Origin of the sequence: Leifsonia sp. Leaf264 (genome assembly GCF_001422325.1) — a bacterium.
Classification (GTDB): Bacteria; Actinomycetota; Actinomycetes; order Actinomycetales; family Microbacteriaceae; genus Orlajensenia.
Map to the genome: position 1 here is coordinate 360,992 of NZ_LMMR01000005.1, position 22,572 is coordinate 383,563.

The 22,572-nt window shown below is 66.1% G+C and carries 38 protein-coding genes; 35 read left to right on the plus strand and 3 right to left on the minus strand.

Going from position 1 to position 22,572, the window contains the following annotated elements:
• The first annotated feature begins 63 nt into the window (after nt 1-63).
• Together ASF30_RS11150 and ASF30_RS11155 are read left to right on the plus strand one after the other, a co-directional pair.
• A complete protein-coding gene (locus ASF30_RS11150) occupies nt 64-738 on the plus strand; it encodes a helicase associated domain-containing protein (protein ID WP_055906184.1) in 675 nt (224 codons plus the stop codon).
• A gap of 56 nt (nt 739-794) precedes the next feature.
• Nucleotides 795-1,778: a helicase associated domain-containing protein gene (locus ASF30_RS11155; protein WP_055906187.1), complete on the plus strand. Its 984-nt coding sequence runs from the start codon at nt 795-797 to the stop codon at nt 1,776-1,778.
• A gap of 6 nt (nt 1,779-1,784) precedes the next feature.
• On the opposite strand, the gene ASF30_RS11160 is transcribed toward ASF30_RS11155, so the two are convergent.
• Nucleotides 1,785-2,942, minus strand: coding sequence for an ATP-binding protein (locus tag ASF30_RS11160; protein WP_055906190.1), 1,158 nt, complete (start codon nt 2,940-2,942; stop codon nt 1,785-1,787).
• Between the two features lie 234 nt (nt 2,943-3,176).
• On the opposite strand from ASF30_RS11160, the gene ASF30_RS11165 reads away from it, so the two are divergent.
• From ASF30_RS11165 to ASF30_RS11220, 12 genes are all read left to right on the plus strand, one after another.
• Nucleotides 3,177-3,752 carry a hypothetical protein gene (locus ASF30_RS11165; RefSeq protein ID WP_055906193.1) on the plus strand — a complete coding sequence of 192 codons (576 nt, stop codon included), beginning with the start codon at nt 3,177-3,179 and terminating at the stop codon, nt 3,750-3,752.
• Nucleotides 3,753-3,814: 62 nt separating this feature from the next.
• Entirely contained in the window at nt 3,815-4,474 is a 660-nt protein-coding gene (locus ASF30_RS11170; protein ID WP_157497261.1) for a hypothetical protein, read from the plus strand.
• A 183-nt stretch (nt 4,475-4,657) separates the two neighbouring features.
• Complete coding sequence (locus ASF30_RS11175) at nt 4,658-5,176, plus strand: hypothetical protein (RefSeq protein ID WP_055906200.1); 519 nt, start codon at nt 4,658-4,660, stop codon at nt 5,174-5,176.
• Between the two features lie 4 nt (nt 5,177-5,180).
• Entirely contained in the window at nt 5,181-5,876 is a 696-nt protein-coding gene (locus tag ASF30_RS11180) for a helicase associated domain-containing protein (protein WP_082467722.1), read from the plus strand.
• 77 nt (nt 5,877-5,953) lie between these two features.
• Entirely contained in the window at nt 5,954-6,934 is a 981-nt protein-coding gene (locus tag ASF30_RS11185; RefSeq protein WP_055906206.1) for a hypothetical protein, read from the plus strand.
• A 51-nt stretch (nt 6,935-6,985) separates the two neighbouring features.
• Nucleotides 6,986-7,720 (plus strand): hypothetical protein, encoded by a 735-nt coding sequence (locus ASF30_RS11190; RefSeq protein WP_055906209.1) that lies wholly within the window; start codon nt 6,986-6,988, stop codon nt 7,718-7,720.
• A gap of 1 nt (nt 7,721) precedes the next feature.
• Entirely contained in the window at nt 7,722-8,225 is a 504-nt protein-coding gene (locus ASF30_RS11195) for a hypothetical protein (RefSeq protein ID WP_055906212.1), read from the plus strand.
• 25 nt (nt 8,226-8,250) lie between these two features.
• Entirely contained in the window at nt 8,251-9,336 is a 1,086-nt protein-coding gene (locus tag ASF30_RS11200) for a hypothetical protein (RefSeq protein WP_055906215.1), read from the plus strand.
• Between the two features lie 77 nt (nt 9,337-9,413).
• The gene (locus tag ASF30_RS11205) at nt 9,414-11,720 is read left to right on the plus strand and encodes a hypothetical protein (RefSeq protein ID WP_157497263.1); all 2,307 of its coding nucleotides are present in this window, start codon (nt 9,414-9,416) and stop codon (nt 11,718-11,720) included.
• Nucleotides 11,721-11,745: 25 nt separating this feature from the next.
• Complete coding sequence (locus ASF30_RS11210; protein ID WP_055906221.1) at nt 11,746-12,486, plus strand: hypothetical protein; 741 nt, start codon at nt 11,746-11,748, stop codon at nt 12,484-12,486.
• 105 nt (nt 12,487-12,591) lie between these two features.
• A complete protein-coding gene (locus ASF30_RS11215) occupies nt 12,592-13,116 on the plus strand; it encodes a hypothetical protein (RefSeq protein ID WP_055906224.1) in 525 nt (174 codons plus the stop codon).
• A gap of 90 nt (nt 13,117-13,206) precedes the next feature.
• A complete protein-coding gene (locus ASF30_RS11220) occupies nt 13,207-13,545 on the plus strand; it encodes a hypothetical protein (RefSeq protein ID WP_055906225.1) in 339 nt (112 codons plus the stop codon).
• Nucleotides 13,546-13,579: 34 nt separating this feature from the next.
• Here ASF30_RS11220 and ASF30_RS11225 read toward each other — a convergent pair whose 3' ends face one another.
• Nucleotides 13,580-14,191 (minus strand): thymidine kinase, encoded by a 612-nt coding sequence (locus tag ASF30_RS11225; RefSeq protein WP_055907299.1) that lies wholly within the window; start codon nt 14,189-14,191, stop codon nt 13,580-13,582.
• A gap of 188 nt (nt 14,192-14,379) precedes the next feature.
• Between ASF30_RS11225 and ASF30_RS11230 the strand changes: the two genes are divergently transcribed.
• Both ASF30_RS11230 and ASF30_RS11235 read left to right on the plus strand, forming a co-directional pair.
• A complete protein-coding gene (locus ASF30_RS11230; protein WP_055906226.1) occupies nt 14,380-14,580 on the plus strand; it encodes a hypothetical protein in 201 nt (66 codons plus the stop codon).
• 43 nt (nt 14,581-14,623) lie between these two features.
• A complete protein-coding gene (locus ASF30_RS11235; RefSeq protein ID WP_055906227.1) occupies nt 14,624-14,920 on the plus strand; it encodes a hypothetical protein in 297 nt (98 codons plus the stop codon).
• A 28-nt stretch (nt 14,921-14,948) separates the two neighbouring features.
• Here ASF30_RS11235 and ASF30_RS11240 read toward each other — a convergent pair whose 3' ends face one another.
• On the minus strand, nt 14,949-15,386 hold the full coding sequence (locus tag ASF30_RS11240) for a hypothetical protein (protein WP_055906230.1): 438 nt from the start codon (nt 15,384-15,386) through the stop codon (nt 14,949-14,951).
• A 131-nt stretch (nt 15,387-15,517) separates the two neighbouring features.
• Here ASF30_RS11240 and ASF30_RS22710 point away from each other — a divergent pair, with 131 nt between their 5' ends.
• From ASF30_RS22710 to ASF30_RS11330, 19 genes are all read left to right on the plus strand, one after another.
• Nucleotides 15,518-15,688, plus strand: coding sequence for a hypothetical protein (locus ASF30_RS22710; RefSeq protein WP_157497265.1), 171 nt, complete (start codon nt 15,518-15,520; stop codon nt 15,686-15,688).
• Entirely contained in the window at nt 15,681-15,920 is a 240-nt protein-coding gene (locus ASF30_RS11245) for a hypothetical protein (RefSeq protein WP_055906233.1), read from the plus strand. The genes ASF30_RS22710 and ASF30_RS11245 overlap by 8 nt, the downstream gene beginning before the upstream one ends.
• The gene (locus tag ASF30_RS11250; protein ID WP_055906236.1) at nt 15,917-16,441 is read left to right on the plus strand and encodes a hypothetical protein; all 525 of its coding nucleotides are present in this window, start codon (nt 15,917-15,919) and stop codon (nt 16,439-16,441) included. The genes ASF30_RS11245 and ASF30_RS11250 overlap by 4 nt, the downstream gene beginning before the upstream one ends.
• Nucleotides 16,438-16,794, plus strand: a complete 357-nt coding sequence (locus ASF30_RS11255; RefSeq protein ID WP_055906239.1) for a hypothetical protein — start codon at nt 16,438-16,440, stop codon at nt 16,792-16,794. Before ASF30_RS11250 ends, ASF30_RS11255 begins: the two co-directional genes overlap by 4 nt.
• On the plus strand, nt 16,791-17,159 hold the full coding sequence (locus ASF30_RS11260) for a hypothetical protein (protein WP_055906242.1): 369 nt from the start codon (nt 16,791-16,793) through the stop codon (nt 17,157-17,159). The genes ASF30_RS11255 and ASF30_RS11260 overlap by 4 nt, the downstream gene beginning before the upstream one ends.
• Complete coding sequence (locus ASF30_RS11265; protein ID WP_055906245.1) at nt 17,159-17,755, plus strand: hypothetical protein; 597 nt, start codon at nt 17,159-17,161, stop codon at nt 17,753-17,755. The genes ASF30_RS11260 and ASF30_RS11265 overlap by 1 nt, the downstream gene beginning before the upstream one ends.
• Nucleotides 17,752-17,976: a hypothetical protein gene (locus ASF30_RS11270; protein WP_055906248.1), complete on the plus strand. Its 225-nt coding sequence runs from the start codon at nt 17,752-17,754 to the stop codon at nt 17,974-17,976. Before ASF30_RS11265 ends, ASF30_RS11270 begins: the two co-directional genes overlap by 4 nt.
• A complete protein-coding gene (locus tag ASF30_RS11275) occupies nt 17,973-18,212 on the plus strand; it encodes a hypothetical protein (RefSeq protein WP_055906251.1) in 240 nt (79 codons plus the stop codon). The genes ASF30_RS11270 and ASF30_RS11275 overlap by 4 nt, the downstream gene beginning before the upstream one ends.
• On the plus strand, nt 18,209-18,790 hold the full coding sequence (locus ASF30_RS11280; RefSeq protein WP_055906254.1) for a hypothetical protein: 582 nt from the start codon (nt 18,209-18,211) through the stop codon (nt 18,788-18,790). The genes ASF30_RS11275 and ASF30_RS11280 overlap by 4 nt, the downstream gene beginning before the upstream one ends.
• Before the next feature lie 68 nt (nt 18,791-18,858).
• Nucleotides 18,859-19,239 (plus strand): hypothetical protein, encoded by a 381-nt coding sequence (locus ASF30_RS11285; protein ID WP_055906257.1) that lies wholly within the window; start codon nt 18,859-18,861, stop codon nt 19,237-19,239.
• On the plus strand, nt 19,236-19,469 hold the full coding sequence (locus tag ASF30_RS11290) for a hypothetical protein (protein ID WP_055906261.1): 234 nt from the start codon (nt 19,236-19,238) through the stop codon (nt 19,467-19,469). Before ASF30_RS11285 ends, ASF30_RS11290 begins: the two co-directional genes overlap by 4 nt.
• On the plus strand, nt 19,462-19,878 hold the full coding sequence (locus ASF30_RS11295) for a hypothetical protein (RefSeq protein ID WP_055906264.1): 417 nt from the start codon (nt 19,462-19,464) through the stop codon (nt 19,876-19,878). Before ASF30_RS11290 ends, ASF30_RS11295 begins: the two co-directional genes overlap by 8 nt.
• Entirely contained in the window at nt 19,875-20,186 is a 312-nt protein-coding gene (locus tag ASF30_RS11300) for a hypothetical protein (protein ID WP_055906267.1), read from the plus strand. The genes ASF30_RS11295 and ASF30_RS11300 overlap by 4 nt, the downstream gene beginning before the upstream one ends.
• Nucleotides 20,186-20,389, plus strand: coding sequence for a hypothetical protein (locus tag ASF30_RS11305; RefSeq protein ID WP_055906271.1), 204 nt, complete (start codon nt 20,186-20,188; stop codon nt 20,387-20,389). The genes ASF30_RS11300 and ASF30_RS11305 overlap by 1 nt, the downstream gene beginning before the upstream one ends.
• Nucleotides 20,373-20,795, plus strand: coding sequence for a hypothetical protein (locus tag ASF30_RS22715; RefSeq protein ID WP_157497267.1), 423 nt, complete (start codon nt 20,373-20,375; stop codon nt 20,793-20,795). Before ASF30_RS11305 ends, ASF30_RS22715 begins: the two co-directional genes overlap by 17 nt.
• A 54-nt stretch (nt 20,796-20,849) precedes the next feature.
• Entirely contained in the window at nt 20,850-21,104 is a 255-nt protein-coding gene (locus tag ASF30_RS11315; RefSeq protein ID WP_055906276.1) for a hypothetical protein, read from the plus strand.
• A gap of 12 nt (nt 21,105-21,116) precedes the next feature.
• Entirely contained in the window at nt 21,117-21,353 is a 237-nt protein-coding gene (locus ASF30_RS11320) for a hypothetical protein (protein WP_157497269.1), read from the plus strand.
• Nucleotides 21,350-21,763: a hypothetical protein gene (locus ASF30_RS11325; RefSeq protein WP_055906282.1), complete on the plus strand. Its 414-nt coding sequence runs from the start codon at nt 21,350-21,352 to the stop codon at nt 21,761-21,763. The genes ASF30_RS11320 and ASF30_RS11325 overlap by 4 nt, the downstream gene beginning before the upstream one ends.
• 64 nt (nt 21,764-21,827) lie before the next feature.
• A complete protein-coding gene (locus ASF30_RS11330; protein WP_055906285.1) occupies nt 21,828-22,568 on the plus strand; it encodes a hypothetical protein in 741 nt (246 codons plus the stop codon).
• Nucleotides 22,569-22,572 lie beyond the last annotated feature (4 nt).

The following is a 22,572-nucleotide window of genomic DNA, read 5'->3' on the forward strand; positions in this document are numbered from 1 at the left end:
CGCGGGCCTCCAACCCGACGCTGAAACGCGCAGCCGGCCTGTTACGCCACGCATAGGACCCCTATGCATGACACAACAACTACCGATCAGGCGTTCACCGACGCGCTGGACGCCCTTGCCGCTTTCGTGACTGACCACAGCCGCACCCCCAGCATCAAAGAGACCTCAGACGGCGTCCGCGTCGGCGAGTGGCTCGCAACGCAGCGCGCCCAGTACCGCAACGGCCGGCTCACCGGCGAGCGTGCCACCGCGATCACCGCGATCATCCCCGGAAGCCTCGACACCCTCGAAGACGCATGGCGGGCACGGGCTGCCGACCTAGAACGCTTCATCCAGGTCCGTCACCGCACACCACTCCGCAACGGCCGCGGCGAAGCATCCCTCGCCATCTGGCTCATGAACCAGCAGACCGCAGAGAAGAAGGGCACCCTCCCGGCACCCAGATCCGAGCGCCTCGCCCAGATCCTCAGCCAGTCCGGCGAGACCCTGGCGAAAGGTGCCTGGTCGACCACGCTCAGCAATCTGGAGGCGTTCGTCGCCGCCAACGGCAGGCTCCCCCGACGCGGCAGCTCAGACATCGTCGAGCGCCGCCTCGCCGATTGGGTCAACACCCAGCGCCACCGCCACAACACCGTGAAGAACCTCACCATCGACCGGATCAACCGGCTCGCCGCCATCCCCGGATGGGCATGGTCAGCGAAGGAACCCAGCACCGTGCTGAACGCCGGACTGGCCTGAAACTGCCGAAACACGTCACGGCCGCGCATGTCGGTTATGACTGAACGGATCCACCCATGAACCCCTACACCACCGTCGAGGAGCGCTTGTCGCTGCTTCGAGTGTTCGTCGACCGTGAAGGTCACGCTCGTGTCCCTGCCCGTCATGAGGAGTCGGGCCGCGGGCTGGGTAGATGGGTCGACAAGTGGCGTCGCGCGCATCTGAATGGCGCCCTGGACACTGACCTGGCTCGCACCCTGGAGGCTCTGCCCGGTTGGGTGTGGTCCGGCAATGAGTTCATGTACGAGCGCGGGCTGAACGCCCTCCGCGAGTACGTTGCTGTGGCCGGCCACTGCAACCTCAGGTCCGAGGAGATCCTCGGCGGTGTGGAGCTCGGCAAGTGGGTGCGGCGCCGCACCCTGGAGTTCGAGCGCGGCGAACTGTCCGATGACCGGCGTGCTGCGCTTGAAGAGATCCCCGGCTGGTTCTGGGACCGCCGCGACCGGCAGCTGTTCGCTGAACTTCGAGTGTGGGCGCGGTGGTCTGAAGCCCGGAACCTCCTCGTCCCCGCCCGGAACGAAGCGTTCCGCGGGTTCCCGATCGGGCATTGGCACCGGGACCTGGAGAAGAAGTCAGCTGCGGGGAAGCTCTCACCGTCGGCCGCCGCGATGGTCGAGAAGGCCGGCATCATCCTCGATGTCGACGCCGCCCATTTCGCGACGTTGCTCCGGGCGGTGAAGGAGCATGCTGATCGGACCGGGTCGTTGGACATCCCGTGGGATGTCCGTGTCGACGGTGTGCTGCTCGCCCGGTGGTTCTACAGGCAGCAGGAGCTTGCCCGGTTCGGTGACCTTGACATGCCTCGCGTTCACGCGTTGGCGCGGGTGATCGAGGAAGGTACCGGTGAGGACGTCCCGGACCGGTTCTACTTGCTGGCGCAGTCCCGCCGGCTGGAGCATGAGTTTCGGCAGGCGCCTGCTGGACTCGTGTCTCCTCCTGCCCGGCGTGCGACCTGGGCCCGGATGCCGGTCCGCGAGCTGCACGACGTCGTCATCGGCTGAGCACTCCTACCCGACGGCGTCCCATCCGTTGACCCGTCGGACGTAGTCGGCGAACCCGGGGACGGAGAACTCGAGGATCCCGGCGGCGGGCGATGCGATGATCCCCTTCTTGATGATCCGGTCGCGTGCGGGCGCGAGCGCTTGCGTGGATTTCCCGAGCGAGTCGGCGACGTTCCCGGAGAATGCACGGTTGCCGGCTCCCATCTGGTGGACCATCGTGTCGACGTACTCACGCTCGCGGGGCGACAGGCGGGAGTACCGGATCTGGTACAGGCCGTTGTCGAGCTGTCGGCGTCCGGCCGCCACTCCTGCTTCAGCGTCGGCCAGTGTGATGGGGCTTCTGTCGGCGACTTTCCACGCTTCGCTGGCGAAGAGCTGCACCATGAACGGGTAGCCCTCGGACTTGTCGGCGATGAGCTCCGCGGCTGCTGGTTCCCAGATGACACCCTGACCGAAGGCCGGGGCGGTCACCGCTTCGATGCTGTCGGCTCGGGCCAGGAACCCGATGCTTTCGTAGCGGAACCTTTCGGCGTAGGTGTTCGCTTTCGCCATGTCGGCGGGGAGGTACGGCAGGCCGGCTCCGATCAGGACGATCGGTTCGTCGCGGACGGCGCCGAGTGCCTGGATGAGGAGTGCCAGGTCTCGGACCAGGAACTCCTGGAGCTCGTCGACGATGAGCGCGACGCCGACGCTGTGGCTGCGGGCGGTCTTCCCGAGGGAGCGGAGGAACAGGACAAGGTCGTTGTACGGGTCGGTGATCGGTTTGCCGGATGCGACGGAGAACGACACCCCGGCGGGCCCTGCGGTGAGTCGCATCCCGCCGATCTTCGCCAATGCTTTCGGCAGCGCTGCCCTGAGTCCGCTGTTGGGGAGCTGGTTGGTGCTGTCGGTGACGATGGTGCGGATCGCGTCGCCGGTGTCTGTGTTGCGTCGCACTTCGAAGTAGCCGGCCATCCACCCGCGGGCGCGGAGGATGTCGCGGACTTCGAACAGGAGGCTGGTCTTCCCGACGCCGCGGTATCCGGTGAATATCATCGGGTTCACTTCCCGGCCGCCGTCCACCTGGTCGGCGATGGACATGGCGATGGCGGTCTGCTCGAACCGGCCGGGGAGATCGCCTGGTCTGGTGCCGGCGCCTGGGGTGTACGGGTTGATCAGGTCCATCCTGCTCCGATGCTCAGTTTTGATATACGCTACTGGATCGCAACATGATGGTGTTGGCGATTTTCGCTCACCGAGACCGCGTAGCTGACCGTGAGATCCGTGGATTTCCGGGCATCTCAACCACCTCCCCCGAAGTGGGGGTAGGGCTTAACCCTCTCGGAACGTCATTCCTGCGCATGAGAAGGGTGCAGGTCGCATCCGCCTCCTGCATCACTCAGCAGGAAGAAGCCCATCATGACCGAGAACACCAACCGCAGCAACAACGTCGACACCCATTGGAACGCTGTCCGCGCCGCCGCGCTCACCGTCCAGGACTGGACCGAGTACACGTACAACTCCCAGAACCTCTGGCAGCTCGACTTCGAGGACGGCTGGCGCGACACGTACGCCGGGTTCGTCTCAGTCGCCCGTACTGTCGTCATGGCATGGGCAGTGGATGAGTCCGGCCTCACGAAGGAGGAGCACACCGGGTGGGCGGCGTCGATGATGTGGGGCATCGCGGAGGACATCTCCGCGGGCGGGTTCACCCTCGCTGACGGCCGCCGTGTCGACCCGGGCTCCCAGAACGCCGACCGGGCAGCCCAGTTCGCAGCTCTCCTCGCCAACAACCTCGACGGCGCCAACGGTGTCGGCGGGTTCAAGCCGCTCCGTCACGCAGACTACGACGAAGCGCGGATGGAGACCATCGACATGGTGTGCGGAGTGGTGGCGCACTTGGTGACGCTCGCCGAGCGGAAGTCCCCGGTGTACGACGCCGACTACGGGGTGCTGGACGCTGTCGTCGACGACGTCGACGAGATGCTCGCCTGAGGACGGCTCGGCCGACATCAGCAGGTGTTCGAATGACGGCGGGTTGCCAGTACTCTGACGCCATGAAGGTTGTCGCTGGTCCGTTCCCCGCTACGGACGGATACTCCATCTCCGCTGGCGCGATGGCCTTGGTCGTGAAGACCTGGGCTCTCGACAGCAGCACGGTCGAGCGTGTCCAGTTTGTGGATTCCGGGAAGAGCTACAACTACGCGAAAGGCGGCGCCGGCGTTTTCGTCGGCGCCGCTGTAGCCGGCCCGGCGGGCGCGCTCGTCGGCGGGCTGCTTCCGAAGGCGTTCAAGGACTCAACGGTTCGCTTCGTGATCGAGTTCAAGGACGGACGTCAGGCGCACTGTGTTGGTTCCCCGAGAGAGTACGAGCGGGCGCTGAAGTACTCACTTCGTCCGCCGCACGATGGATCGCCAGAGAAGTTCGTTCCGTCTGTGGCTGACAGAGATCGGCTCCGTGCTGAGCTCGATGCCGATGAAGCTGCGAAGAGGACTGAAAAGAGGACTGAAAGGGACCGGCTTCGGGCGGAAGCGGCCGCAGGCAAGGCGTCGAAGAAGATCGACAAGGCCCAGCTCCGTGCAGACTCCGCTGCTCAGAAGTTGACCCCCGAGCAGAAGGCGGAGCGAAAGGCCCGCATGAAGGCCGTCATCGATCAGAACCTGCCGTTCAAAGAGGCAATGCGCCGCAGCGCGGAGATCGACGCGGAGTACCGCTGAGCCTGGACAGCCACCCCGATTACGCCTGGCAGCCGCCGGCACCGGAGGCGTCGTGACAGCCGGCCCGATCCGCCACGCATAGAGATAGGTTGCGGTTCTGCAAAACGTTCCGTGTCCGCACATGAAGGGGGCACGACTGTACCCACAGTCGGACCAGCCCACCAACTTGTAGGAGCACCACCCTTGAACCCGACCAGCACAACACCCGGAAACGTCCTGAACGACGCCAGCTACGCGTTGGAGGCGTGGGTGACGCAGGAGCAGCTGTTCGTGAACCACGACGTCACCGTCGACACGTTCCAGTACCTGTACTCCGGGTTCGTCACCCTCGGCGCGTTCTCGCTGTTCTCCTCCGCTTCGCTGGCTGTCACTGACGACGCCCAGGTGGCGTTCACTCTGGCCGGCAGCACCCTCGAGGCGATCCTCGACGACGTGTACACCGATGGTGACCCGGCCGACCTGGCTGTCGCCGCAGCTCACCAGTTCGGTGCTGCTGTCGCGGAGTTCATCACCCGCGCGGCCGCCGGCGCCGGCGACACCGCCGATCTGCAGATCCCCGCCACGTCGGAGGAGCGCGCTGTCGTCCTCGACGAGGCCGCCCGTCTGGTGGAAGCGATCGTGTCGATCCACGCTGAGCTGACCGAACTGTCGCTCGACGAGATGCTGTACGAGTACCGTGCTGAGGCCGGGCTGCTAGCTTGATTCCATGGTGGGTGAACCGCCGCGGGAACTGAACCCGCGGTACGTGGAACAGCTTCTCGGCTTCGTCGAGAAGAACGGCCACGCCCGTGTCCCGTACAGGGTGCCGGGGTTGGGGCCGTGGGTTTCCGGTCGAAGGAAAGCGCGTCGGGCTGGACGCATGGATCCGCAGACAGTGAAATGGTTCGAGTCGGTACCTGGCTGGGAGTGGGAAGGAACCCTCCCCGCAGGCGTCGACGGTGAACGCCGGCAACATCTGGAAGCGTCACTTCGCACCGGTTGGGGCAGCGCCCGCGCGATGGAAGCGTTCGACGCTTTCGTTGCCCGTGAAGGGCATGCCCACATCCCGATCGACCATGTCGAAGGGGACTTCAAGCTGGGCCGCTGGGTGATGGTGCAACGAGATCAGTACCGCACCGGGCAGATGTCCGAGGAGCGCCGTGAGGTGCTGGAATCAGCTCCCGGATGGCGGTGGAATGGTCGCGTGAACAGCCGGGAGGAGAAACTCCAGGCGTTGGACGCGTACGTCGGCCGTGTTGGTGACGCCAAGGTTCCGAATGCTCATGTCGAAGACGGTGTTGCGTTGGGACAGTGGGTGGGAGCGCAACGCGTCGCCCACAAGGCAGGGAAGCTGCCGGCGGAGTTCGAAGCGAGGCTGGAGGCCTACCCGGGCTGGGAATGGCGTTCAACTCGAACCCAGTGAGGATTTCTGTCCGCATCCGCACATGACGGTTCCAGGTCGCATCTGTCCCGACGATGCCCTGTTAGGAGCTCCCCCTCATGTACGGTGCCCGTACCGTCCTCATCGGCTGCGCAATCGCGGCCGGCGTGGTCGCACTATGGCCGCAGTCGGCGACCCCTGACGAGCCGGTGAAGAAGGACGAACCGGCCGTCTCCGCACCGGCTGAACCCGTCATCGGTGACGAGCCGGTCCTGGAACAGACGACAGCGTTCATCCCTCCGAAGCCGGAACCTGAAGTGGCGCCCCCGCCGCCCGTGAAGGTGAAGCCGGACCCGCCGAAGACCCACATTCCAGATCCTGACCCGTCAACCGACGACGGTGACGACCCGGCCGACCCTGACACCGACCCTGGCACCAACCCCGATGACGGTGACGAAGATCCGACCCCGGAAGACCCAGACGGCACAGACCCCGATGACACCGACCCGGACAACCCCGACGATCAGGACCACTCCGCGGAGATCGTCCTGGCTGCTGAGACGGCAGTCGCCGACGGCCGTGTGCTCTACGCGGCCGGCGACGTCGACATTGCTGTCCGTGTCGACTTGCTCACAGCGATCGACGCAGTCGACTCCGAACTGCTGAACCCGTCACGGAACATCGACCTTCTCGCCGAGCTCACCGACACTCTCCTCGCTGCCATGCAGACGGTCCGCGACTACGACCTGGCGAACACCGACATGTGCCTGCCGGATGGCGAAGACGAGCCAGTCGACGAGGTGCCCACCGGAGAGCCGGAAGGCCCTGCCGGGGACTCGGCCGCCGCAACCACCATCGTGATCGCAGACGAGTCCTCAGACCAACACACCGCGGTGACCACCGATCCGGACGCTGAGCCCGAGGACGAAGGCGAAACCTCTGACGGCGAAGACCTCTGCGAGCCAGACGAGGACACCGACGGAACAGCCGATCCCGACGACACCGAGATCACCATCACCCCGGTCCCCGACGACCCCGACCTGGCCGACCCGGCGAACATCACCGCCATCCTCCGCGACCCGTTCGGCGACAGCGAGTAGACCCTCACACTGGGTGTCGCGGCACTCTGAGGCCGCTGCTACCTTCACGTCGTGACCCCGAACGAAGCCGCCATCACCCTCGGAGTCCGTCCCGGTGCCACCGAACCGGAGGTCCTCGACGCCTACCTGACGGCTGTCACCCCGTCGCACCCGCACCTGTACGAACCCGGGTCACCGGAACGACGGACAGCGCAGCTCGCGTTCGCGCAGCTGACCGGAGCGCGTGACGTGCTCCTCGCCGAGACGCCCCGGCTTGTGCTGGCGCCGGCGCCGTCCGTTCAGCCACCCGACTACCAGCCGGCCGCCGGCGCTGTGACATCCACCCAGCCGACCATCGCTGCCGCACAGGCGTACATGGCAGTCCACCCGCTGCCGGAACCGCCACCACTGCCGCCAGCCCCGCGAGACCCTTCCCGCCTCATCGGGTTCATCGTGCTGGGCGTGCTGGTCATCGCACTCATCATGGGTGTGGCCTTGGCCGTCAGCCGGGACAACGCCCAGCAGTCCTCCACGTCGTTCCCCTTCACGGACGTCACCCCGGACGGTGAGCCATCCTGCGAGGATGACGTCAACGACTGCTGGGAGTGGAGGCTCAACTTCAACGACGACTGCAGCAGAGCCATGGTGCGTATCGGCTTCTCCGACACCGAGGACGGGGAAACGAAACGGACGACCATCCGGTGGATCACAGGCATCGAAGCCGACGAGACAGCGACCCTCCATGTCGAGAACAGCACCGGCTACCCGGAATGGGCCGGCATCGAAGACATCACCTGCGAGGACTGACGTGACCACCATTGAACAGTTCCGATACGCCATCCTGAGCCCCGCCGGCCGCAGCAACGTCGGCGTCACCATGACCGACGAAGACGCCACCTGGATCGCCGCGGACGGAGAACGCCTCCACGGTGCTTTCACAGCTTGGTCCTCCACCCGGCCCGCCGCCCTCGCGCAGGCGGTACCGGCGTTCGCTGCACCACCGCCGTCCACCCCGCCGGTGTTCAGGGCACCACCTCAGGCTGTCACCGCGCCACCTCCGGCGCCGGATCCGGTCAGCGCGTTCTGCATCTCCCTGGTCGGGTTGGTGCTGGCCGCAGTCCCGTTCCTCGCTCTCCCGCTGGGGATCGTCGGCGTTGTGGTGGCACGGAAGAGTTTGAGCCGAATGCCTGCCGGGGCGCCCCGCCGAGCTCTCGCCTCCTGGGCTTTCGGTCTCGGGGTCGCCGCAATCTCCATTACCAGCGCCCTCGTGCTGCTGGCGATCTCGGGAGCTATCAGTCAGAGCTTCTGGTGAGCTGACGCCACACACCTACAGGTGCATGACCACCACAGCTTTCACAGCATCTGAGCACCCCCGCGGCCGCGACCTCGGCATCATCGTCGGCAACGGCACCTCCGGCAGCTTCGCCGAGAAGGAACAGCCCGCCGGCGCCCCAGTCAGCACCCTCGGTTTCGACCCGCACGACCCGAACATCGTCGGCTACCGGTTCCGCAGCGGCGACATCTACGACCTCGAATACCTCCTCGCCCGCGGCAACGCAGTCGCCGGCACCGACCACACAGACCTCACCGCGCTGATCGCCGACCTCCAGGTGAAGCACCCCGACAAGCCGTGGTTCGTCCCCGAGCCGATCGCAGCGATCGACGACGAGATCACCAACCAGCTCGAATACGCCGAGCAGGCAGTCGGGTTCGCCTTCCGTGCCGACATGCACCCCTCCTACGACCTCGGCGACACCCTGGCCGCAGCGTTCCCCGAGGACGTCGCCGCGATCACAGCGGACGGCCTGTACCGCACCGACGCCCACGTCCTCACTCTCCTCGCTGACCGTCTCGGCTACGACATCGCCGATGAGACGTCCTACGACAGCGACGAGTTCCCGAAGATGGTGTTCGACAGGAACCCCGACGGAAGCGGCCTCGACATCGCCTCCCACCCCTACCTCAACCTCCCCTACTACGAAGGCGCCGACGGGGAGCCCATCACCGGCGACGCCGCCTGGGACGTCTGGTGGGCGGATGTGTCCAGGAACCACGACCACAAGCCCTGGTTCGACGGGCTGAGGGCCCGGTTCAGCTCCGCGTACGGCGGAGGATGGGGTGACGACCACTTCGCAGAGCTGCTGGAGGACTACGGCACCGAGTCCACGTTCCGGCGTCGAGGCGTCCCGCTCCCCACCCGCCACAACGTCTGGCAGCTCGAAGACGGACGCACCGTCGACGGCGCCGAGGCATTCGACGAGTGGTGCGACAAGGTGAACCTCGACGACGACCTGTTCAACACCATCGCTCGCAGCACCGACCACAACGGCGCGCACAACCTCCGGCTCGTCGAGAAGGAAGCCCGCCGACTCGGCATCGACCTGGACAAGATCGGAGCTGGGCTCCCGGCGTTCAAGGCCTGAACGCGGCCCGGTGGGAGCCCTGTCGCCACATGGCTCCCTCCCGTAGGACAGGAGGTGCGACCATGCCGTCACGGGTCATGGCTACAGTTCGACGCACCCGAGCAGCGATAGATCTCGCCTCGATCATGGTCGGCGTCCTCGTCATCGCCATCGTCGCCGGCGCCCTCAGCGTCACCACCTTCGGGGTGATCCCTTGGGCTCAAAACGAAGCCGCGAAGGCGTACCTCACAGAAGTGTCGGACGCGGAAAGCGCAGCGAAACTCCCCAACCCGACAATCCAGCAGTCCGGCCGCTACCTACCCAATGACCTGTTGGCTACCGCCGGCTTCCTGGATGAACGGGCCGGCGCAACAGTCGCGACCGACCTCGGCGGCACCTGCTTCGCCGCTGTCGCGAAATCGGACAGCGGCCCTGTGTACTGGGTGTCGGACCGGTCACCGAAACCGTTGCTGTACCTCGGAGATCACGACCCATGCACCGACCTGAGCGCGATGGTCGCCGCGGTCGGCGGCGCGCAAGGTCTCACGTCCGTTACCAACCTGCTGACCAACCCGTCATGGGAAGCGGTCACCCCGGGCACGGCGTTGCTCCGCTCGAACCTCACCCAGAGCCCGGCAGTCCAATCCGTTGCCGGCTGGTCCGTGTCGGCCGCTGGCGGGGCCGCGCAAGGCAGTGCCGGTGGGAAGATCGGACCGGCAGGAGCGTCGTACAAGGGCACGGTCGCCGCCACGAGCGGCTCAGCATCGATCGCGATAGCGGCGACAGCCCCGGGCGGTTTCATCCCGGCAGCCTCATACACAGCGTCGATTTACGGCACCGTCACCTGGAACGCTGTCACGTTCGCGTCCATCAGCTGGTTCGACGCCTCCGGCACACTCATAGGCACCACGTCTGGGTCGGCATCAGCCCAAACTGCAGGTGCGGTTGCGCGCCGTTCCGTGGCGGGTGTCGCACCGACCAACGCTGCGACAGCCACAGTCCAGTTCGTCACCGACTCATCCGCCCCACCGAAGGTGGGCGACACCGCCTCCGCATCCGCCGCACTCTTCGAACGGACCACCTCACTTCGCACGTACTTCGACGGCAGCACCGTCGACACGAACGGATGGGCTTTCGCATGGGACGGGCCTGCATCCGTGGCCATGGCAACCCCGGTGGAATCCCGGCGGAACCTCGCGTCGTACACCAACGGGCTCGGTTTCATGCCGGACGTCACCGGTGCCGGGTTCCGGAACAGTCGGGCACCCGCGAACGTCACCTACTCGATCGTCCCCACCCCAACCGACGCCGCCGCCCTCTCAGCACGGTCCTATGTTCGGAAGACCTGGAAAGCTGTCACGACCGGCGCCGGCAACGGATTCGCGCTCACCCAAGCCGACCCCGACTCAGCCTCACCCGGCACTGACACAGGGCTCCCCGTCGACGCCGGCCAGACGTACACGATCAGTTCGTACGTGAAAGCCAGCGCCACCGGCAAAGCAGCCCTCGTCCGGGTCAGGTTCTTCACCCCCGGCTCCGGGTGGGTTGGAGCAGCGACATCCGGGGCCAGCCTCTCCCTGTCAGCGAACGCGTGGGCGCGCCCACGACTCACCATCACCGCACCGACCGGCGCGACGATGGCGGCGATCGTCGTCGACACCGGTGCCGGCACGACCAACTGGAAGGCCGGCGACACGTTCGACGCCACCCAGCTCCTCATCGAAGAAGGCTCCGCCCTCCAGTCGTACTTCGACGGAACCACCGGCAGCGGAGGCGGAGCATCCCAGGAGTGGGTCGGCGAGGAGGGGAAGTCCCCGTCTCGAGCGATGTCGCCCCTGCCCGCCGGAGCGGAATCATCACTCTCCGGAAACGACAGGGTCGCAACGGTCGGCGGCACCGCCTGGAAGACCGACGGTGCACAGAGCATCCGGATCTCCGCCCTCGGTGACGGAACAGCCACGTCAGTGACCGTCGCGGGGAGTGGAGCGGGACTCTCCGGCCATGGTGTGACATTGGAGCCGGGGAAGACCTACACGATGGTCGGCACCGCCCAGCTCAGCGTCACCCAGAAGGGAACGCTGGACTCTCGGGCCCGCTCGATCGTGTTCGCAGACTCCACAACCGGGGACGCCGGCATCCGCTCCGATCAGCTCCCGAACGTCGTCGGCGCAGGCGATCTGCGTCTCACCTTCACGGTGAGCCCCTCAGCGACCTGGGCGACCATCCGGTTGTTCAACGGCGCATCCGTGGGGAACGGAGACGTGTCATGGGACCACCTCGCATTGATCGAAGGCGAATACACCGGACCTGCGTTCAACGGCAACACCCCACGGACCGATCAGGTCCGGTACGACTGGGCAGGACCTGGCAACGCGAGCGCATCGACGATGCACCGGTACCGGTGAAATGTTCGCCACATGCCCATAGAGCATGACCAGTCCGTCGCCGACACCCTCGCATGGCGCCACGATTCTGATCGGGCAGCTGACAGGGAACCACATCCGTTCCTGCGCTCCGGCTCTGCCGTTCGGGCAGTCAGTCCGCGGGAGCCGTGACCTGTTCTACGACCCCGTGTCCCGGTCGAACCTGCTGCTCGCCGGCCCCGCCCGGTCCGGGAAGTCGAACGCCGGCGATGTGCTCGCTGCGGTCGCCCGCGTCCAAGGAGCATCAGTTCTCGGGATCCGCGCCCAAGGGGTCGAGGATTCCCGATTCAGCTCATTCGCGAACGGGCTCGAGGACGCTGAGCGCATCATCGTGAACCTGTACACGGAGCTGCGGAAGCGGATGGCGACACTGAAGAAGAAGGACCTCCGCTCCGTCGAATACCTTCCCGCCCGGCAGCAGCCGGAGCACATCTTCCTGTTCGTCGACGGGCTCGCAAAACTGCCGATGCAGACCAGCCTCCACGGGGAGGAGCTGAAGGAAGCCAGGTCGGAGTTCTACTCGTACCTGAAACGCGCCATCGACCTGCTTTCCCGTGTCGGTGTGCTGGTCCGCATCCATGTGATCGTCGTCACCGACCGTCCGGTCGCGAAAGCACCGTGGAACACCGGGGTGCTGAAGATGCGCACCGCCGGAAAAGGCACATTCGATGACGGGTTCACCGTCCCGGAGTCCGTCGATGTGTGGCCTGCTCCGTCCGACCAGGAGCTCGTCGCGGAGCTCGTCTAGGGCGGTCACCTCGAACCCGGCTCTGCTCGTCGTTCTGAGAACGTTCCGCGCATGAAGGTGGGGAAGAAGGGCGCCACGCCCACCCAGCCCAGACAAGGACCCCGAATGTCAGTGAACCAAGCCGCCGCCCGCGTCGCCCGAGCCGAGAACAACCTCAAGGAGGCGACCGAGTTCTACTCGATCCCCATGGAGGAGCGGCTTCAGCCGCTGCATCGGAAGGCTCGCCGCGCTCACCTCACGGTCGTCTTCGGGCTCGTGGCCATCGCCGTCGGTGTGGTGGTCATCCTGGTGAACAGCAGCGGATTGGGCATCTTCGTCTCAATCGCCGGCGTGCTCATTGCGGCCTTCGCAGGGGCGCATGCCGGTGACATCGGGGATGAGATCTACTCCATTGACAGGGACTACCAAGGACGCATCCCGACGGTCGAAGAGGCCACAGCTCGTGTCGCCAGCGCCAAGGAGAAGCTGACGAAGGAGGTCGAGAAGAAGGAAGCCGCTGACGCTCAGGAGGCAGCGGCCGCCCAGGAAGCGGCTGACGAGCTGGAGTTCCGACGGGTCATCCGCCGCCGCGTGATCGAAGGTGACCTGTCCGAAGAGTCGATCTCCGCGCTACTCGCGAAGCTCGCCTGACGGTCACGCGGCAGTCCGCGCATGTAGGTGTCGTAGAAGCCGCCGTCGGCGGCATCCTGTAGAACAGGACCATCGATCGAAGGACCAGCCATGCCTCAGCCTCTCACCGTGACCGACACCCTCCGTGACGTGCAGTTGGCCATCAGCGGCCGCCAAGCCGAAGCCCGCGCGGAGGTCTACGCTGTCCATCAGTACCTGACCGGACTGTGGGCCGGCGGGAACCTCACTCCCAGCCATTCACTTCCGCAGCTGGAGACGGCCGAAGCGCGCCTGAAGGTGCTCACGCACGTCCTCGACTTCGGCACCACCTACGAGATGCTCCAGGAGCTGCACCGGGTCGCGATGCACAAACGCCACGACCCGGTCGGGTCGACCGCTGCAGCGTGGGAGGAAGTCTGGGCGACCCTCGGGGAGCTCGGCGTCGAGTGACCACCGCCGACCATCAGCGTCACCGCATCACGGCTCAGACGGGCTGGAGAACCCCGCCGGACTCACGCAGGTAGCACTTGCCGCACAGCGACTCGTACTCGACCGCCTGCCCGTCGATTGCGACCTGGTCGCCGTCGAACACGTAGGCGCCGTCGATGCGTCGACCGTTGAACATCGCCTTCGAGCCGCACCTGCAGATCGTCTTCAGCTCCTCCAACGAGTGGGCGATCTCCAGCAGGCGGAGAGAGCCGGGGAACGCCTGGGTGCGGAAGTCGGTTCGGATGCCGTACGCGAGCACAGGGACGCCGTCGAGCAGGGCAACCCGGAGGAGGTCGTCGACCTGGGCGCCGGTGAGGAACTGCGCTTCGTCGACGATGAGGGCGGCGACATCCTGGCCATGCTCGTAGAGCACCGCAGCTCGGCGAGACGCGAACGCCTGTCGGAGGCCATCGTCAGGGGCGACGGTGAAGTCGACAGGACGGGACACACCGAGGCGGGACACCACCCGGGTGTCACCCTTCGTGTCCACAGCCGGCTTCACGAGCAGCACACGCTGTCCGCGCTCCTCGTAGTTGTACGCCGCCTGCAGCAGCGCGGTGGTCTTGCCGGAGTTCATCGCCCCGTAGCGGTAGTAAAGCTTCGCCATCGGGACGCGCTCCTTCTTGTTGTCGATTCGAGGAGGAGCCATGTGGCGGAGATCGGCGCCTCTTTACGAGAACCGCCCCCTCCTGCGTAAAGAAGTCGCCGCTACGCCCGAACTCTTTCCGAGACGGCCGGCGGGTGCCCCCAGCACTGGAGATAGCGGGCGTCTGCGGCTCGCGATAGCTTCACGGGATGGCCATCCTCGTCTTCCTCGCTCTCGCCGGCGTCGTCATCCTCGTCGTCGGAACGCTCGCAGGATGGGCAATCGCGGTGTCGATCGGCGGACCCGTCGTCGACGTGACCCCTGAACCGAAGCCGGAGCCGATGGACCGCACCCCACGGTTCGCATCCCTGGCCGACCAGATGGCTGACGTCGAACGGAACCGCGACTAACCCGGTGCGCCACATGCCATCAGGGCAACCCCGAGGAGCCCCGATGACCGCGCAAACCCCCACCACAGAGCAGCTCGCTGAACGTCTCGACTGGCTGGCTAACGCCCGCACCGAGTACCTCTCCCCTGAACTGCGGAAGATCATCGCCGCCGACGAGAACTACTCCCACTGGGCCCAGTCGGAGGCCGACAAGACTCTCCTCGGGGAGATCTCCGGAATGAAGTCCGCAGCCCGGGCTCTCCGCGGTGCTGACATGCTCGGTTGGCTGCCGTCGTGGCGATGGGATGACTGGGAGCCGATCAACGACGGTGCGGCGCGAGTCCCAGCCCGTAGCAGCTGACGCCGCTACAGGGTTTCCGGTAGCCGGCTCAGCCTTCGGGCGATTCAGCGACTGCGGCCGTCTCTTGCTTCGCCGGCGCCGAGGTGCGGCTCTCATCAGCGACCGGTTCGCTGCCGAACTCAGACATCCACTTCACGATGGCTGCGTGCCCGGCGAGGGCGTCCGCTTCGGATGAGTACCGACGGGTTTCATGGTCGAAAGGTGCGGTGAAGTCAGGAGTCTGGGTGGTGCCGTCCTCGGATGCGTCGGCGCTGGCGAACACCATCGTCTCGAAGATCAGCGGCGCTTTGTTCGGATCCCGTCCGTGGTCGATCCCGAGGAGAACCGTCGACACCGTCGCTTTCGCGCCGTTCGGGGTGACGACGTCGGTGATCGCAACCCGGAAGTTCTTCTCCCAGTCCCCGTCGAGCGCAGCCCACTGCTCGAGGGTGATGGCCTCGCCGCGGCGGTTGTAGAACAAGGACATGCCCACGATCGTAGCGTGGGCGCCGGAAACGGTCAGGTCCGCGCATGTAGGAGGCGAAGAACTGCCGCAACGGAGAACCCCGTGGTGCGAACACGTCGCCCTGATCCGTTGCATGCAGGTGAGGAGCGTCGGTGATCAAGTCGTCGAAGGACTACGACCAGAAGAACCTGCACGCGAACGGCTGCTCCTGCTGCAACACCAAGCAGGAACGCCGCACCGTGAAGAAGGCGACCAAGCGCAGGGAAGAGACCCGTTGGCGCCGCGAAACCCAAGACGAGAAACGAGGAGGCTCCGATGCCTGAGGCAGCTGAGATCAAGGTTGGTGATGTCGTCCGCGGATTCGGTTGGGGCTTCTTCGGCCGCGACAGCATCGACGACAAGGAATGCATCCAGGTGGGTGTGCATAACGGCATCCGGTACGCCGTGTTCGCCACAAAGGAGTCCTTCTTCGTGTCCCCGATCACAGCTGTTTCCGGGCACGAACTGGATCGGCTAGAGGCCCTCCAGGCCGAAGCTGCGGAGGAGAGCCGATGAACGCAACAGAGCGAACCGCTGAGCAGCAGCTCGCCGACGCCCGCGACTGGTTCCTCGCCAACCGGGAGGCGCTGTACCGGGCAACCCCGCACGTCGCCCGGCAGCTCGCCGAGGCCATCGACATGACCATCATCGACATCCCCGGAGTCTGCTCCCTCGACGAGCCCGAGGATGAGCTCCGCGGAGTCGTCGAGGATGCCGTCCGGAAGACGCTGGCGGAGTGGCACACCTTCGACGGAAGCCCCGCGCGCCTCACCTCGACCGGTGAGTTCACCGACGATGTCTGGGGCCGTGTCGAAGCCGCGCTTCCGACCATGGTTCACCGTCCGTCCGAGGTGCGCCCCACTAACCAGTCCGCCCAGCGGGAAGCGTTCGAGTCGCTGCAGCTGACCCGCACCGTCAACGGTGTCGACGTGCCGTTCGACGCGAACGACCCCGCCTACTCGGTCGCGCTCGGAGTCGGGTACGCCATGTTCGACAAGGGGTACCGGGTGCGCCGCGCTGAGGAGGAGCGCCGATGAGGCACCTCCCCGAAGGCACATGCCTGCAGTGTGAACAGACCCGTGACGAAGTCCGCCGTGAGCACACCATCTGCGGCATCGAAGGCGGCTACGAATACCGCGAGCTCATCGAGCAGTGGGACCGTCACCACTGGCGTGACTGGTCCGACGCCGAACTGCGAACCTTCGGCATCCGGGAGGAACGCTGGGCGGATATCCGCCGTCTCATCCTCGCCGACCTGGACTGGGTCGCCGTGGAAGAGCGGTGCGCCCGCGACGGTCACACCCCACCAGACGATCTCGACGCGTCCGGTCGCTGCGCCACCTGCTTCAGCCTGATCCCTCAAATCGCGACCGCTGTGGAGGCACGATGACCGCCGACTGGAAGCCGATCACCTACCCGCCGCTGAACGGTGCGATGGACCTCTCGACCGCCGACTGGCAGGAGTGGCGGTCCTCCCGCCGCTGCCGTGACTGCGGCCGCCAAGGTGCTCCCGGCCTCGACTCCCGCGGTGGAACCAACACCGCCGGCGGCGGCACCGCGTACGGGGTCTGCGACGACTGCTCACCCCTCGACGGGTGCGACGAACGCTCCGCCCGACACCCCGAAGACATCCAGCCCGGCACGAAGCTCTCTCACTGGGGCGACCGGGTCACCGACACCGAACACGACCGGCTCCTGGCCCTCCAGGCCACCCGCCGCACCAACTACCTGAACACCACCGAAGGAACGAACTGATGGCCGACCAGACCGACACCGCCGCCGCCGAACTCGCGCACCTCCGCGGGATCGTCGCCGAGCTCACCGAATACTGGCTGCACGGCCCCGTCGGGAAGAACGACTACTACGTCAACGGGTTCCCCGACCGACTCTCCCAGCTCGGAGAGTTCTTCTCCGAGGACGCCGAGAAGGTCAACCGCGACATCCTGACCCGCGCCGGTGCCGGTGTGCCGGTGAGCACACACCCGGACGCCGAGACGATCGTCACCTCGGCACAGAGGTACCTCCGCCAGTGTGGGTTCCTCCGCGCCGAACCGAACAAGTACGTGCTCACCGCCATCCTCTCCGGAGAGGAGTCTCCGTTCGACCAGGCCGTCTCCGCTGAGCTGACCGCCGAGTTTGACCGACGTGTCGGCGTCATCGTCGACGTGATCACGGAGAACGGCGGGAGAGGGCCCGCCGGAGGGATCATGCGCGAGACCGCCACCCGCCTCGGACTCGCCGACAACGAGACCGGCACCCTCTTCGACGAGGCGATCGCGAACAACCTGATTGGCGCTGAAGAACTGAGCGGCTGCATCATCGCCTACACCCTCGTGGACGACGCGCGATGACCGCCGAGTGGATCCGCCGCAACTACCGCGTCCCGGTGAAACGCGGCCAGCGCGTCACCGTCGAAGGCCGGTGGGGCACTGTCGTGTCGTTCCCCGCCCAGTACATCGGTGTGAGGTTCGACGGTGAGAAGCGCACCTCCCGGTGCCACCCCACCTGGGAGGTCGACTACCACCCGCAGCGATCAGACCCGGCTAAGGCTGCCCCCGAGGTGCTCGCATGAGCGCCCTGAAGACGGCCCACGGCGGTGACAACTTCTCCACCTGGACGATCAGCCACACCGGCGACGGCTACGACATCCTCGTCAGCTCAACGCTGGAGACGGAACGTCAACCCAACCCGGCCGGCTGGGGGCCGAAGACGATCGCCGAGGAGCACATCTCCGACCCGATCGGCCACCAAGCCATCGACCGTGCCATCGCATTGGCCGCCGAGTACGAGAACAGGATGACCGCATGAACGCCGACCGCCGCCGCGCCAAGCTGACCACTGAGGCGTACAACGAGGTGACCGACTCGGACTTCACCCCGGAATCCATGCAGGCTGCAGTGGAGAAGCTGTACGACGCCGCATACGCCGCCGGCCGCCGCGCCACCCTGAAGGAGGTTCGGGACGAGATCAGGACGATCCCCTGCTGGATCGCACCGACCGGCGCGAACGGGTTCGACGTCGACGGGAACGAACGCCAGATCGTCCTCGACTACCTCGACGAAGCGATCACCCCCGGGTCCGTCGCCTCGAAGGTGCCGGCTCGGCGCAAGCCGGTGCGCATCCCCGCGGCGTCACCTGTCGAAGCGCCTAAGCCAGCCGAGGATCAAGGGCGCACCAAGGTGCTGCGCCGGCCGCCGATGTGGGGCCTCACCCTGATCGATCCGTCCGGGAAGTACGGCCAGCACAACGCGTTCGTCGAGTTCGGTGAGACCGCAGAGGAGGCGATGGCCAGCGCGATCGGCCGGTACCGACCTGCCGGCGGTGGGCACGCGGCCGCAGACCCGGCAAACCCGCCGTACCTGATGTCGCCTGCCATCGACCGGTGAGTGCGCCACATGCCACAGCTGTGACTAAGAGCCCGACCCCTGATCACCCGATCCTGTAGGAGCACCCCGTGGGAACCACCCGCACCTTCCAGCACCACGACGACGTCGTCGCGCTGCACGGCATCCTGACCCGCGCGTGGGCGAAAGCGGAACCCGACCACACGGTGACGCAGAACCCTGCCGCGTACTCCGAGACGTTCCTCGATTTGGCCCGCGCCGCTGTCGACTCCGGGTACCGCCACCCCGACTCGAAGCAGGAGTGGGTGGTCTACAACTGGGCGAACGGCACGCGCTACCTCGTTGACGGCGGGACGCAGGAGAACGCGGAGAAGGAAGCCGCCCTCTGTGACCACGACCACCAGGCTCAACCGGCGGAAACGGCGCGGCTCCTCAGCAATGCGTTCAACCACGGCCGCCACAAAGGCGTCCGCGAGGCCGGTGACCGATGAGCGCCAGCATCTTCAGCCCAAGGCCGTTCCTCTCCGGCCGCTGCCGGGACCGGGAGCCGGTCAGCTTCGGCTGCGGCACCGCCAGGCTGAACGCCCGCATCCAATTCTACGAATGCGACCTCGACGTCGACCACGACGGCGACCACTACGACAAGCGCGAGAAGCGCAGCTGGGAACGCTGGCCGGAAACCGCTGCCACCCCGACACTGGAGGACACGAACCATGCCTAGCCCGCTCCCTGCGTACCGCACCGACCGCACCCACTTGTACCGGATTCGCGGGAACTGGACCACCGACGCCGGCATCCACCTGTCGGAGGATGCGCTTCTGTTCGACCACCTCCCCGTCGACCAGCTCGGACCCGACGACAACGTCGTGGTGAAGATCGACGTCACGAACAGCGGACGCCCCCGATTCGACTGGAATGCGCCGGACAAGTCCTGGCTCGGCCGGACTCGCGACGCCGTCGCAACGAAGATCGCGATGTTCGCGTACCGGTTCATCGCCACACAGTTCTACCGGGAGAACGTCACCGCCGCGTTGACGTTCGGGCTGAAGGATGCCCGTGCCGACTACGAGAAGTCGATCCCGAAGGTGTCCGTCGACGACCTGTTCAATACGAAGCAGCCGCAGCCGTGACCCTCTGGGCCACCGCGCTGATCATCGCGGCGTTCGTCCTCGGCGGAGCGTCCGTCGGCGTCGTAGTGGTGAACCACTTCCGCGGCGACGCGAAAGCCATCTCGGACGCTCAGGTGTGGGCGGTGTTCAACTGGGACTCCGGGGAGCTGTTCAACGTATCTCCGGCAACACAGCTGAACGCAGAGCGGGAGGCTCAGCTCGCCGGGCCCGGGCATGAGGCGTTCGAGATCGTGACCGCCGCGTACCTGCGGCGCGCGTACGCGCACGGCCGCGATGGTGCGCCCGACCGCCACATGCCTCACGGCTGATGACATCCAAGAACCCTGTACTCGACGCGTTCCTCAACAACTGGGACGGCTCCGCCTCGGAGGTGTCTGAGGCGATCCACAATCTGGTCACCGACCCGGAGTCCGCTGACGGTCTCGGCTGGAGCAGAGACGAAGTCCGGAACGCGATCGCGAACCTCCGCCGCCTCGAAGCCACGGCAAGCGTCGATGCTGTCCTGGTCTGAACGACGGCTGATCCGTCGTGCCCGGAAGGCAGCGGAAGCTTCCCGATGGCTCCACGAAGCGAACCTGCAGGCCATCCGCGCTGTCCATGAGGCAGAACGCAACGGCTCCTGCCCGTTGGCGTGCTGCTCTTCCTATGCGTACGCGGCGATGCTCGCCTGGGAGCAGGAGAAGCTCGGCGGGTACTACCTGTCCGGCACAGAGCAGGACGCGTTCGAAGCCGGATGGGACGCCCGCGGCCCCGGATGGCGGACCGGGACCCTCACCGTCGACTTCCAAGTCCTAGCCGGCCCCGCCTCCTACCAGGAGGCCGACGAGAAGATCAGGGCTCTGCTCGAGGAGGCCGGGTACACGATCGGGTCGTTCGGCATCTCCGGCCAGCTGCCGAAAACCGATCCGTCGGACTGACCGAAAACCAGCCGATCCGCACATGTTCGTGGTGAAGAGGAAGGACCACAGACAGTGGCTAAGAACGCAGACCGGATCGTCAAGCACGCCGGGTACAACTACGCATCCATGACGGTGAACGCGTATCGCGCGCAGGGTTCCCAGACCGGTGAGATCAGAGCATTCGGTCGCACCAACGCTGCGGAGCGTCAGGATCTCGCCGACAAGATGGCGTCCGTCGTGGAGACGGCGACGATCACCGAAATCGAGAAGAGCGTCTGGCGGGTCGACTTCGAGGTTACCCACAAGATCGTCCCGATCGCCGCCTAGGAGAACAACCGCATGCCAGAGCTCACTACCCCAGCCCAGACCATTGAACCCTCCCTCGGAATGGTCGTCACCTTCGACGATCCGTGGTCCAACCCGGAGAACCCCTCGCGCGTCGTCGTCACCTGCCTCGCCCGCACCAGCGAAGACCGAGTCGACGACGACCTGTTCTGCTGGAAGGACATCCTCCGCACCGAATGGTCGCTGGCTCAGATCAACGCCGGCCGCCCAGAGATCGAACGGGCCGCGTGACACCCCTGCGCCAGACGCCCCCACCGGAAACTGTTGCCGTCCTGAACTCGGACGACCTGTTCACACCTTTCGGGTTCCACCGCGGGAACATCATCACCGACACGTTCGCAGCTGAGTTCACCGGCGACGACCTCGACATCATCGAAGGCCAGACCCACGCCGTCCTCTACCGGGCCGTCTGCAACCTGCTGCTCCCCGAGGTCCGCAAAGCCGGCCACGACATCGACGTCATCTGGGCCGACACCGACAACAATCCCGTCCGTGCCACCACAGTCGACGGTGTTTACCTCAGCCGCCAGGACGCGAAGCCAGATGCGCTGCCATCAGTGTCGGTTGAAGTGAACCGCGACGCGCTCCTCGGAGTGCTCCACTACATTCGGATCGCAACCCGCGTCCCCACCTTCGCCTAGCCCACGCGGGAACAAACCCGCCAGGGTCCGCACATGACGGTTGTGAAGAAAGAAGGATCTCCCTATGAGCACTGACACCAACGGCACCCGCGTGCGATACGACGTCCACCTGTTCGTGACCGGCAACGACGGCACCCCGGTCGTCGCCATCCAGGTAGACGACGTCACCGAGAAGCCTCTTGCCGAGGGGATGACCACCGCCCTGATCGGGATCAGTGTCGCTGAACTTCGCCACCACCCCGTCGCCCGGGCCATCGCCCGCCCCGACAGCTACCCTGCTGACGCCGTCGTCGTGTCCGCCACCGTCGTCGAATCGACCATCCTCGTGGAGCACACCTCCGCACCGAAGCTCAACGCCGCGCAGATCGCCGAGGACCTCTCCTACGCGAACCAGGCCGGCACCTGGTTCCAGTACAACTACCCGGAGGACCCGGAAGCCGACTTCATCGACATCGGCGAGTACAACGACGAAGGCCAGATCTTCCGAACCCACCGCGCCACCATCCGAATCGAAACCATCGACCCGGCAGCGGAGAGCACCCCCGTCCAGATCACCGAGCCGGCCGTCGGCATGGTCGTCACGTTCGACGACCCGTACGACGGAACAGACGGCCGGTTCACCGCCTCGTTCATCCCCGGTGCTGTCTCCCAGGACGGTGAGTTCATCGACTGCGTCTTCGTGGACGTGTACGGCGGCTCGTGGAAGCTCGACGTCATCAACGCCAACCACCCCGAGATCATCGTCCCCGGGATCGTCGGCGCGAAGCCGACCACCGGAAGCCGCGTCGGGCCTGTCGATGAGTGAATAG

Coding starts and splice junctions, on each gene's coding strand:
- ASF30_RS11320 (WP_157497269.1), top strand. CDS start 21,117: ATGCCAGAGCTCACTACCCCAGCCCAGACCATTGAACCCTCCCTCGGA.
- ASF30_RS11280 (WP_055906254.1), top strand. CDS start 18,209: ATGAACGCCGACCGCCGCCGCGCCAAGCTGACCACTGAGGCGTACAAC.
- ASF30_RS22715 (WP_157497267.1), top strand. CDS start 20,373: ATGCTGTCCTGGTCTGAACGACGGCTGATCCGTCGTGCCCGGAAGGCA.
- ASF30_RS11205 (WP_157497263.1), top strand. CDS start 9,414: ATGGCTACAGTTCGACGCACCCGAGCAGCGATAGATCTCGCCTCGATC.
- ASF30_RS11170 (WP_157497261.1), top strand. CDS start 3,815: ATGAAGGTTGTCGCTGGTCCGTTCCCCGCTACGGACGGATACTCCATC.
- ASF30_RS11210 (WP_055906221.1), top strand. CDS start 11,746: ATGACCAGTCCGTCGCCGACACCCTCGCATGGCGCCACGATTCTGATC.
- ASF30_RS11200 (WP_055906215.1), top strand. CDS start 8,251: ATGACCACCACAGCTTTCACAGCATCTGAGCACCCCCGCGGCCGCGAC.
- ASF30_RS11150 (WP_055906184.1), top strand. CDS start 64: ATGCATGACACAACAACTACCGATCAGGCGTTCACCGACGCGCTGGAC.
- ASF30_RS11155 (WP_055906187.1), top strand. CDS start 795: ATGAACCCCTACACCACCGTCGAGGAGCGCTTGTCGCTGCTTCGAGTG.
- ASF30_RS11165 (WP_055906193.1), top strand. CDS start 3,177: ATGACCGAGAACACCAACCGCAGCAACAACGTCGACACCCATTGGAAC.
- ASF30_RS11255 (WP_055906239.1), top strand. CDS start 16,438: ATGAGGCACCTCCCCGAAGGCACATGCCTGCAGTGTGAACAGACCCGT.
- ASF30_RS11220 (WP_055906225.1), top strand. CDS start 13,207: ATGCCTCAGCCTCTCACCGTGACCGACACCCTCCGTGACGTGCAGTTG.
- ASF30_RS11270 (WP_055906248.1), top strand. CDS start 17,752: ATGACCGCCGAGTGGATCCGCCGCAACTACCGCGTCCCGGTGAAACGC.
- ASF30_RS11265 (WP_055906245.1), top strand. CDS start 17,159: ATGGCCGACCAGACCGACACCGCCGCCGCCGAACTCGCGCACCTCCGC.
- ASF30_RS11245 (WP_055906233.1), top strand. CDS start 15,681: ATGCCTGAGGCAGCTGAGATCAAGGTTGGTGATGTCGTCCGCGGATTC.
- ASF30_RS11180 (WP_082467722.1), top strand. CDS start 5,181: ATGGTGGGTGAACCGCCGCGGGAACTGAACCCGCGGTACGTGGAACAG.
- ASF30_RS11230 (WP_055906226.1), top strand. CDS start 14,380: ATGGCCATCCTCGTCTTCCTCGCTCTCGCCGGCGTCGTCATCCTCGTC.
- ASF30_RS11215 (WP_055906224.1), top strand. CDS start 12,592: ATGTCAGTGAACCAAGCCGCCGCCCGCGTCGCCCGAGCCGAGAACAAC.
- ASF30_RS11250 (WP_055906236.1), top strand. CDS start 15,917: ATGAACGCAACAGAGCGAACCGCTGAGCAGCAGCTCGCCGACGCCCGC.
- ASF30_RS11235 (WP_055906227.1), top strand. CDS start 14,624: ATGACCGCGCAAACCCCCACCACAGAGCAGCTCGCTGAACGTCTCGAC.
- ASF30_RS11185 (WP_055906206.1), top strand. CDS start 5,954: ATGTACGGTGCCCGTACCGTCCTCATCGGCTGCGCAATCGCGGCCGGC.
- ASF30_RS11240 (WP_055906230.1), bottom strand. CDS start 15,386: ATGTCCTTGTTCTACAACCGCCGCGGCGAGGCCATCACCCTCGAGCAG.
- ASF30_RS11275 (WP_055906251.1), top strand. CDS start 17,973: ATGAGCGCCCTGAAGACGGCCCACGGCGGTGACAACTTCTCCACCTGG.
- ASF30_RS11260 (WP_055906242.1), top strand. CDS start 16,791: ATGACCGCCGACTGGAAGCCGATCACCTACCCGCCGCTGAACGGTGCG.
- ASF30_RS11295 (WP_055906264.1), top strand. CDS start 19,462: ATGCCTAGCCCGCTCCCTGCGTACCGCACCGACCGCACCCACTTGTAC.
- ASF30_RS11305 (WP_055906271.1), top strand. CDS start 20,186: ATGACATCCAAGAACCCTGTACTCGACGCGTTCCTCAACAACTGGGAC.
- ASF30_RS11225 (WP_055907299.1), bottom strand. CDS start 14,191: ATGGCGAAGCTTTACTACCGCTACGGGGCGATGAACTCCGGCAAGACC.
- ASF30_RS11160 (WP_055906190.1), bottom strand. CDS start 2,942: ATGGACCTGATCAACCCGTACACCCCAGGCGCCGGCACCAGACCAGGC.
- ASF30_RS11330 (WP_055906285.1), top strand. CDS start 21,828: ATGAGCACTGACACCAACGGCACCCGCGTGCGATACGACGTCCACCTG.
- ASF30_RS11290 (WP_055906261.1), top strand. CDS start 19,236: ATGAGCGCCAGCATCTTCAGCCCAAGGCCGTTCCTCTCCGGCCGCTGC.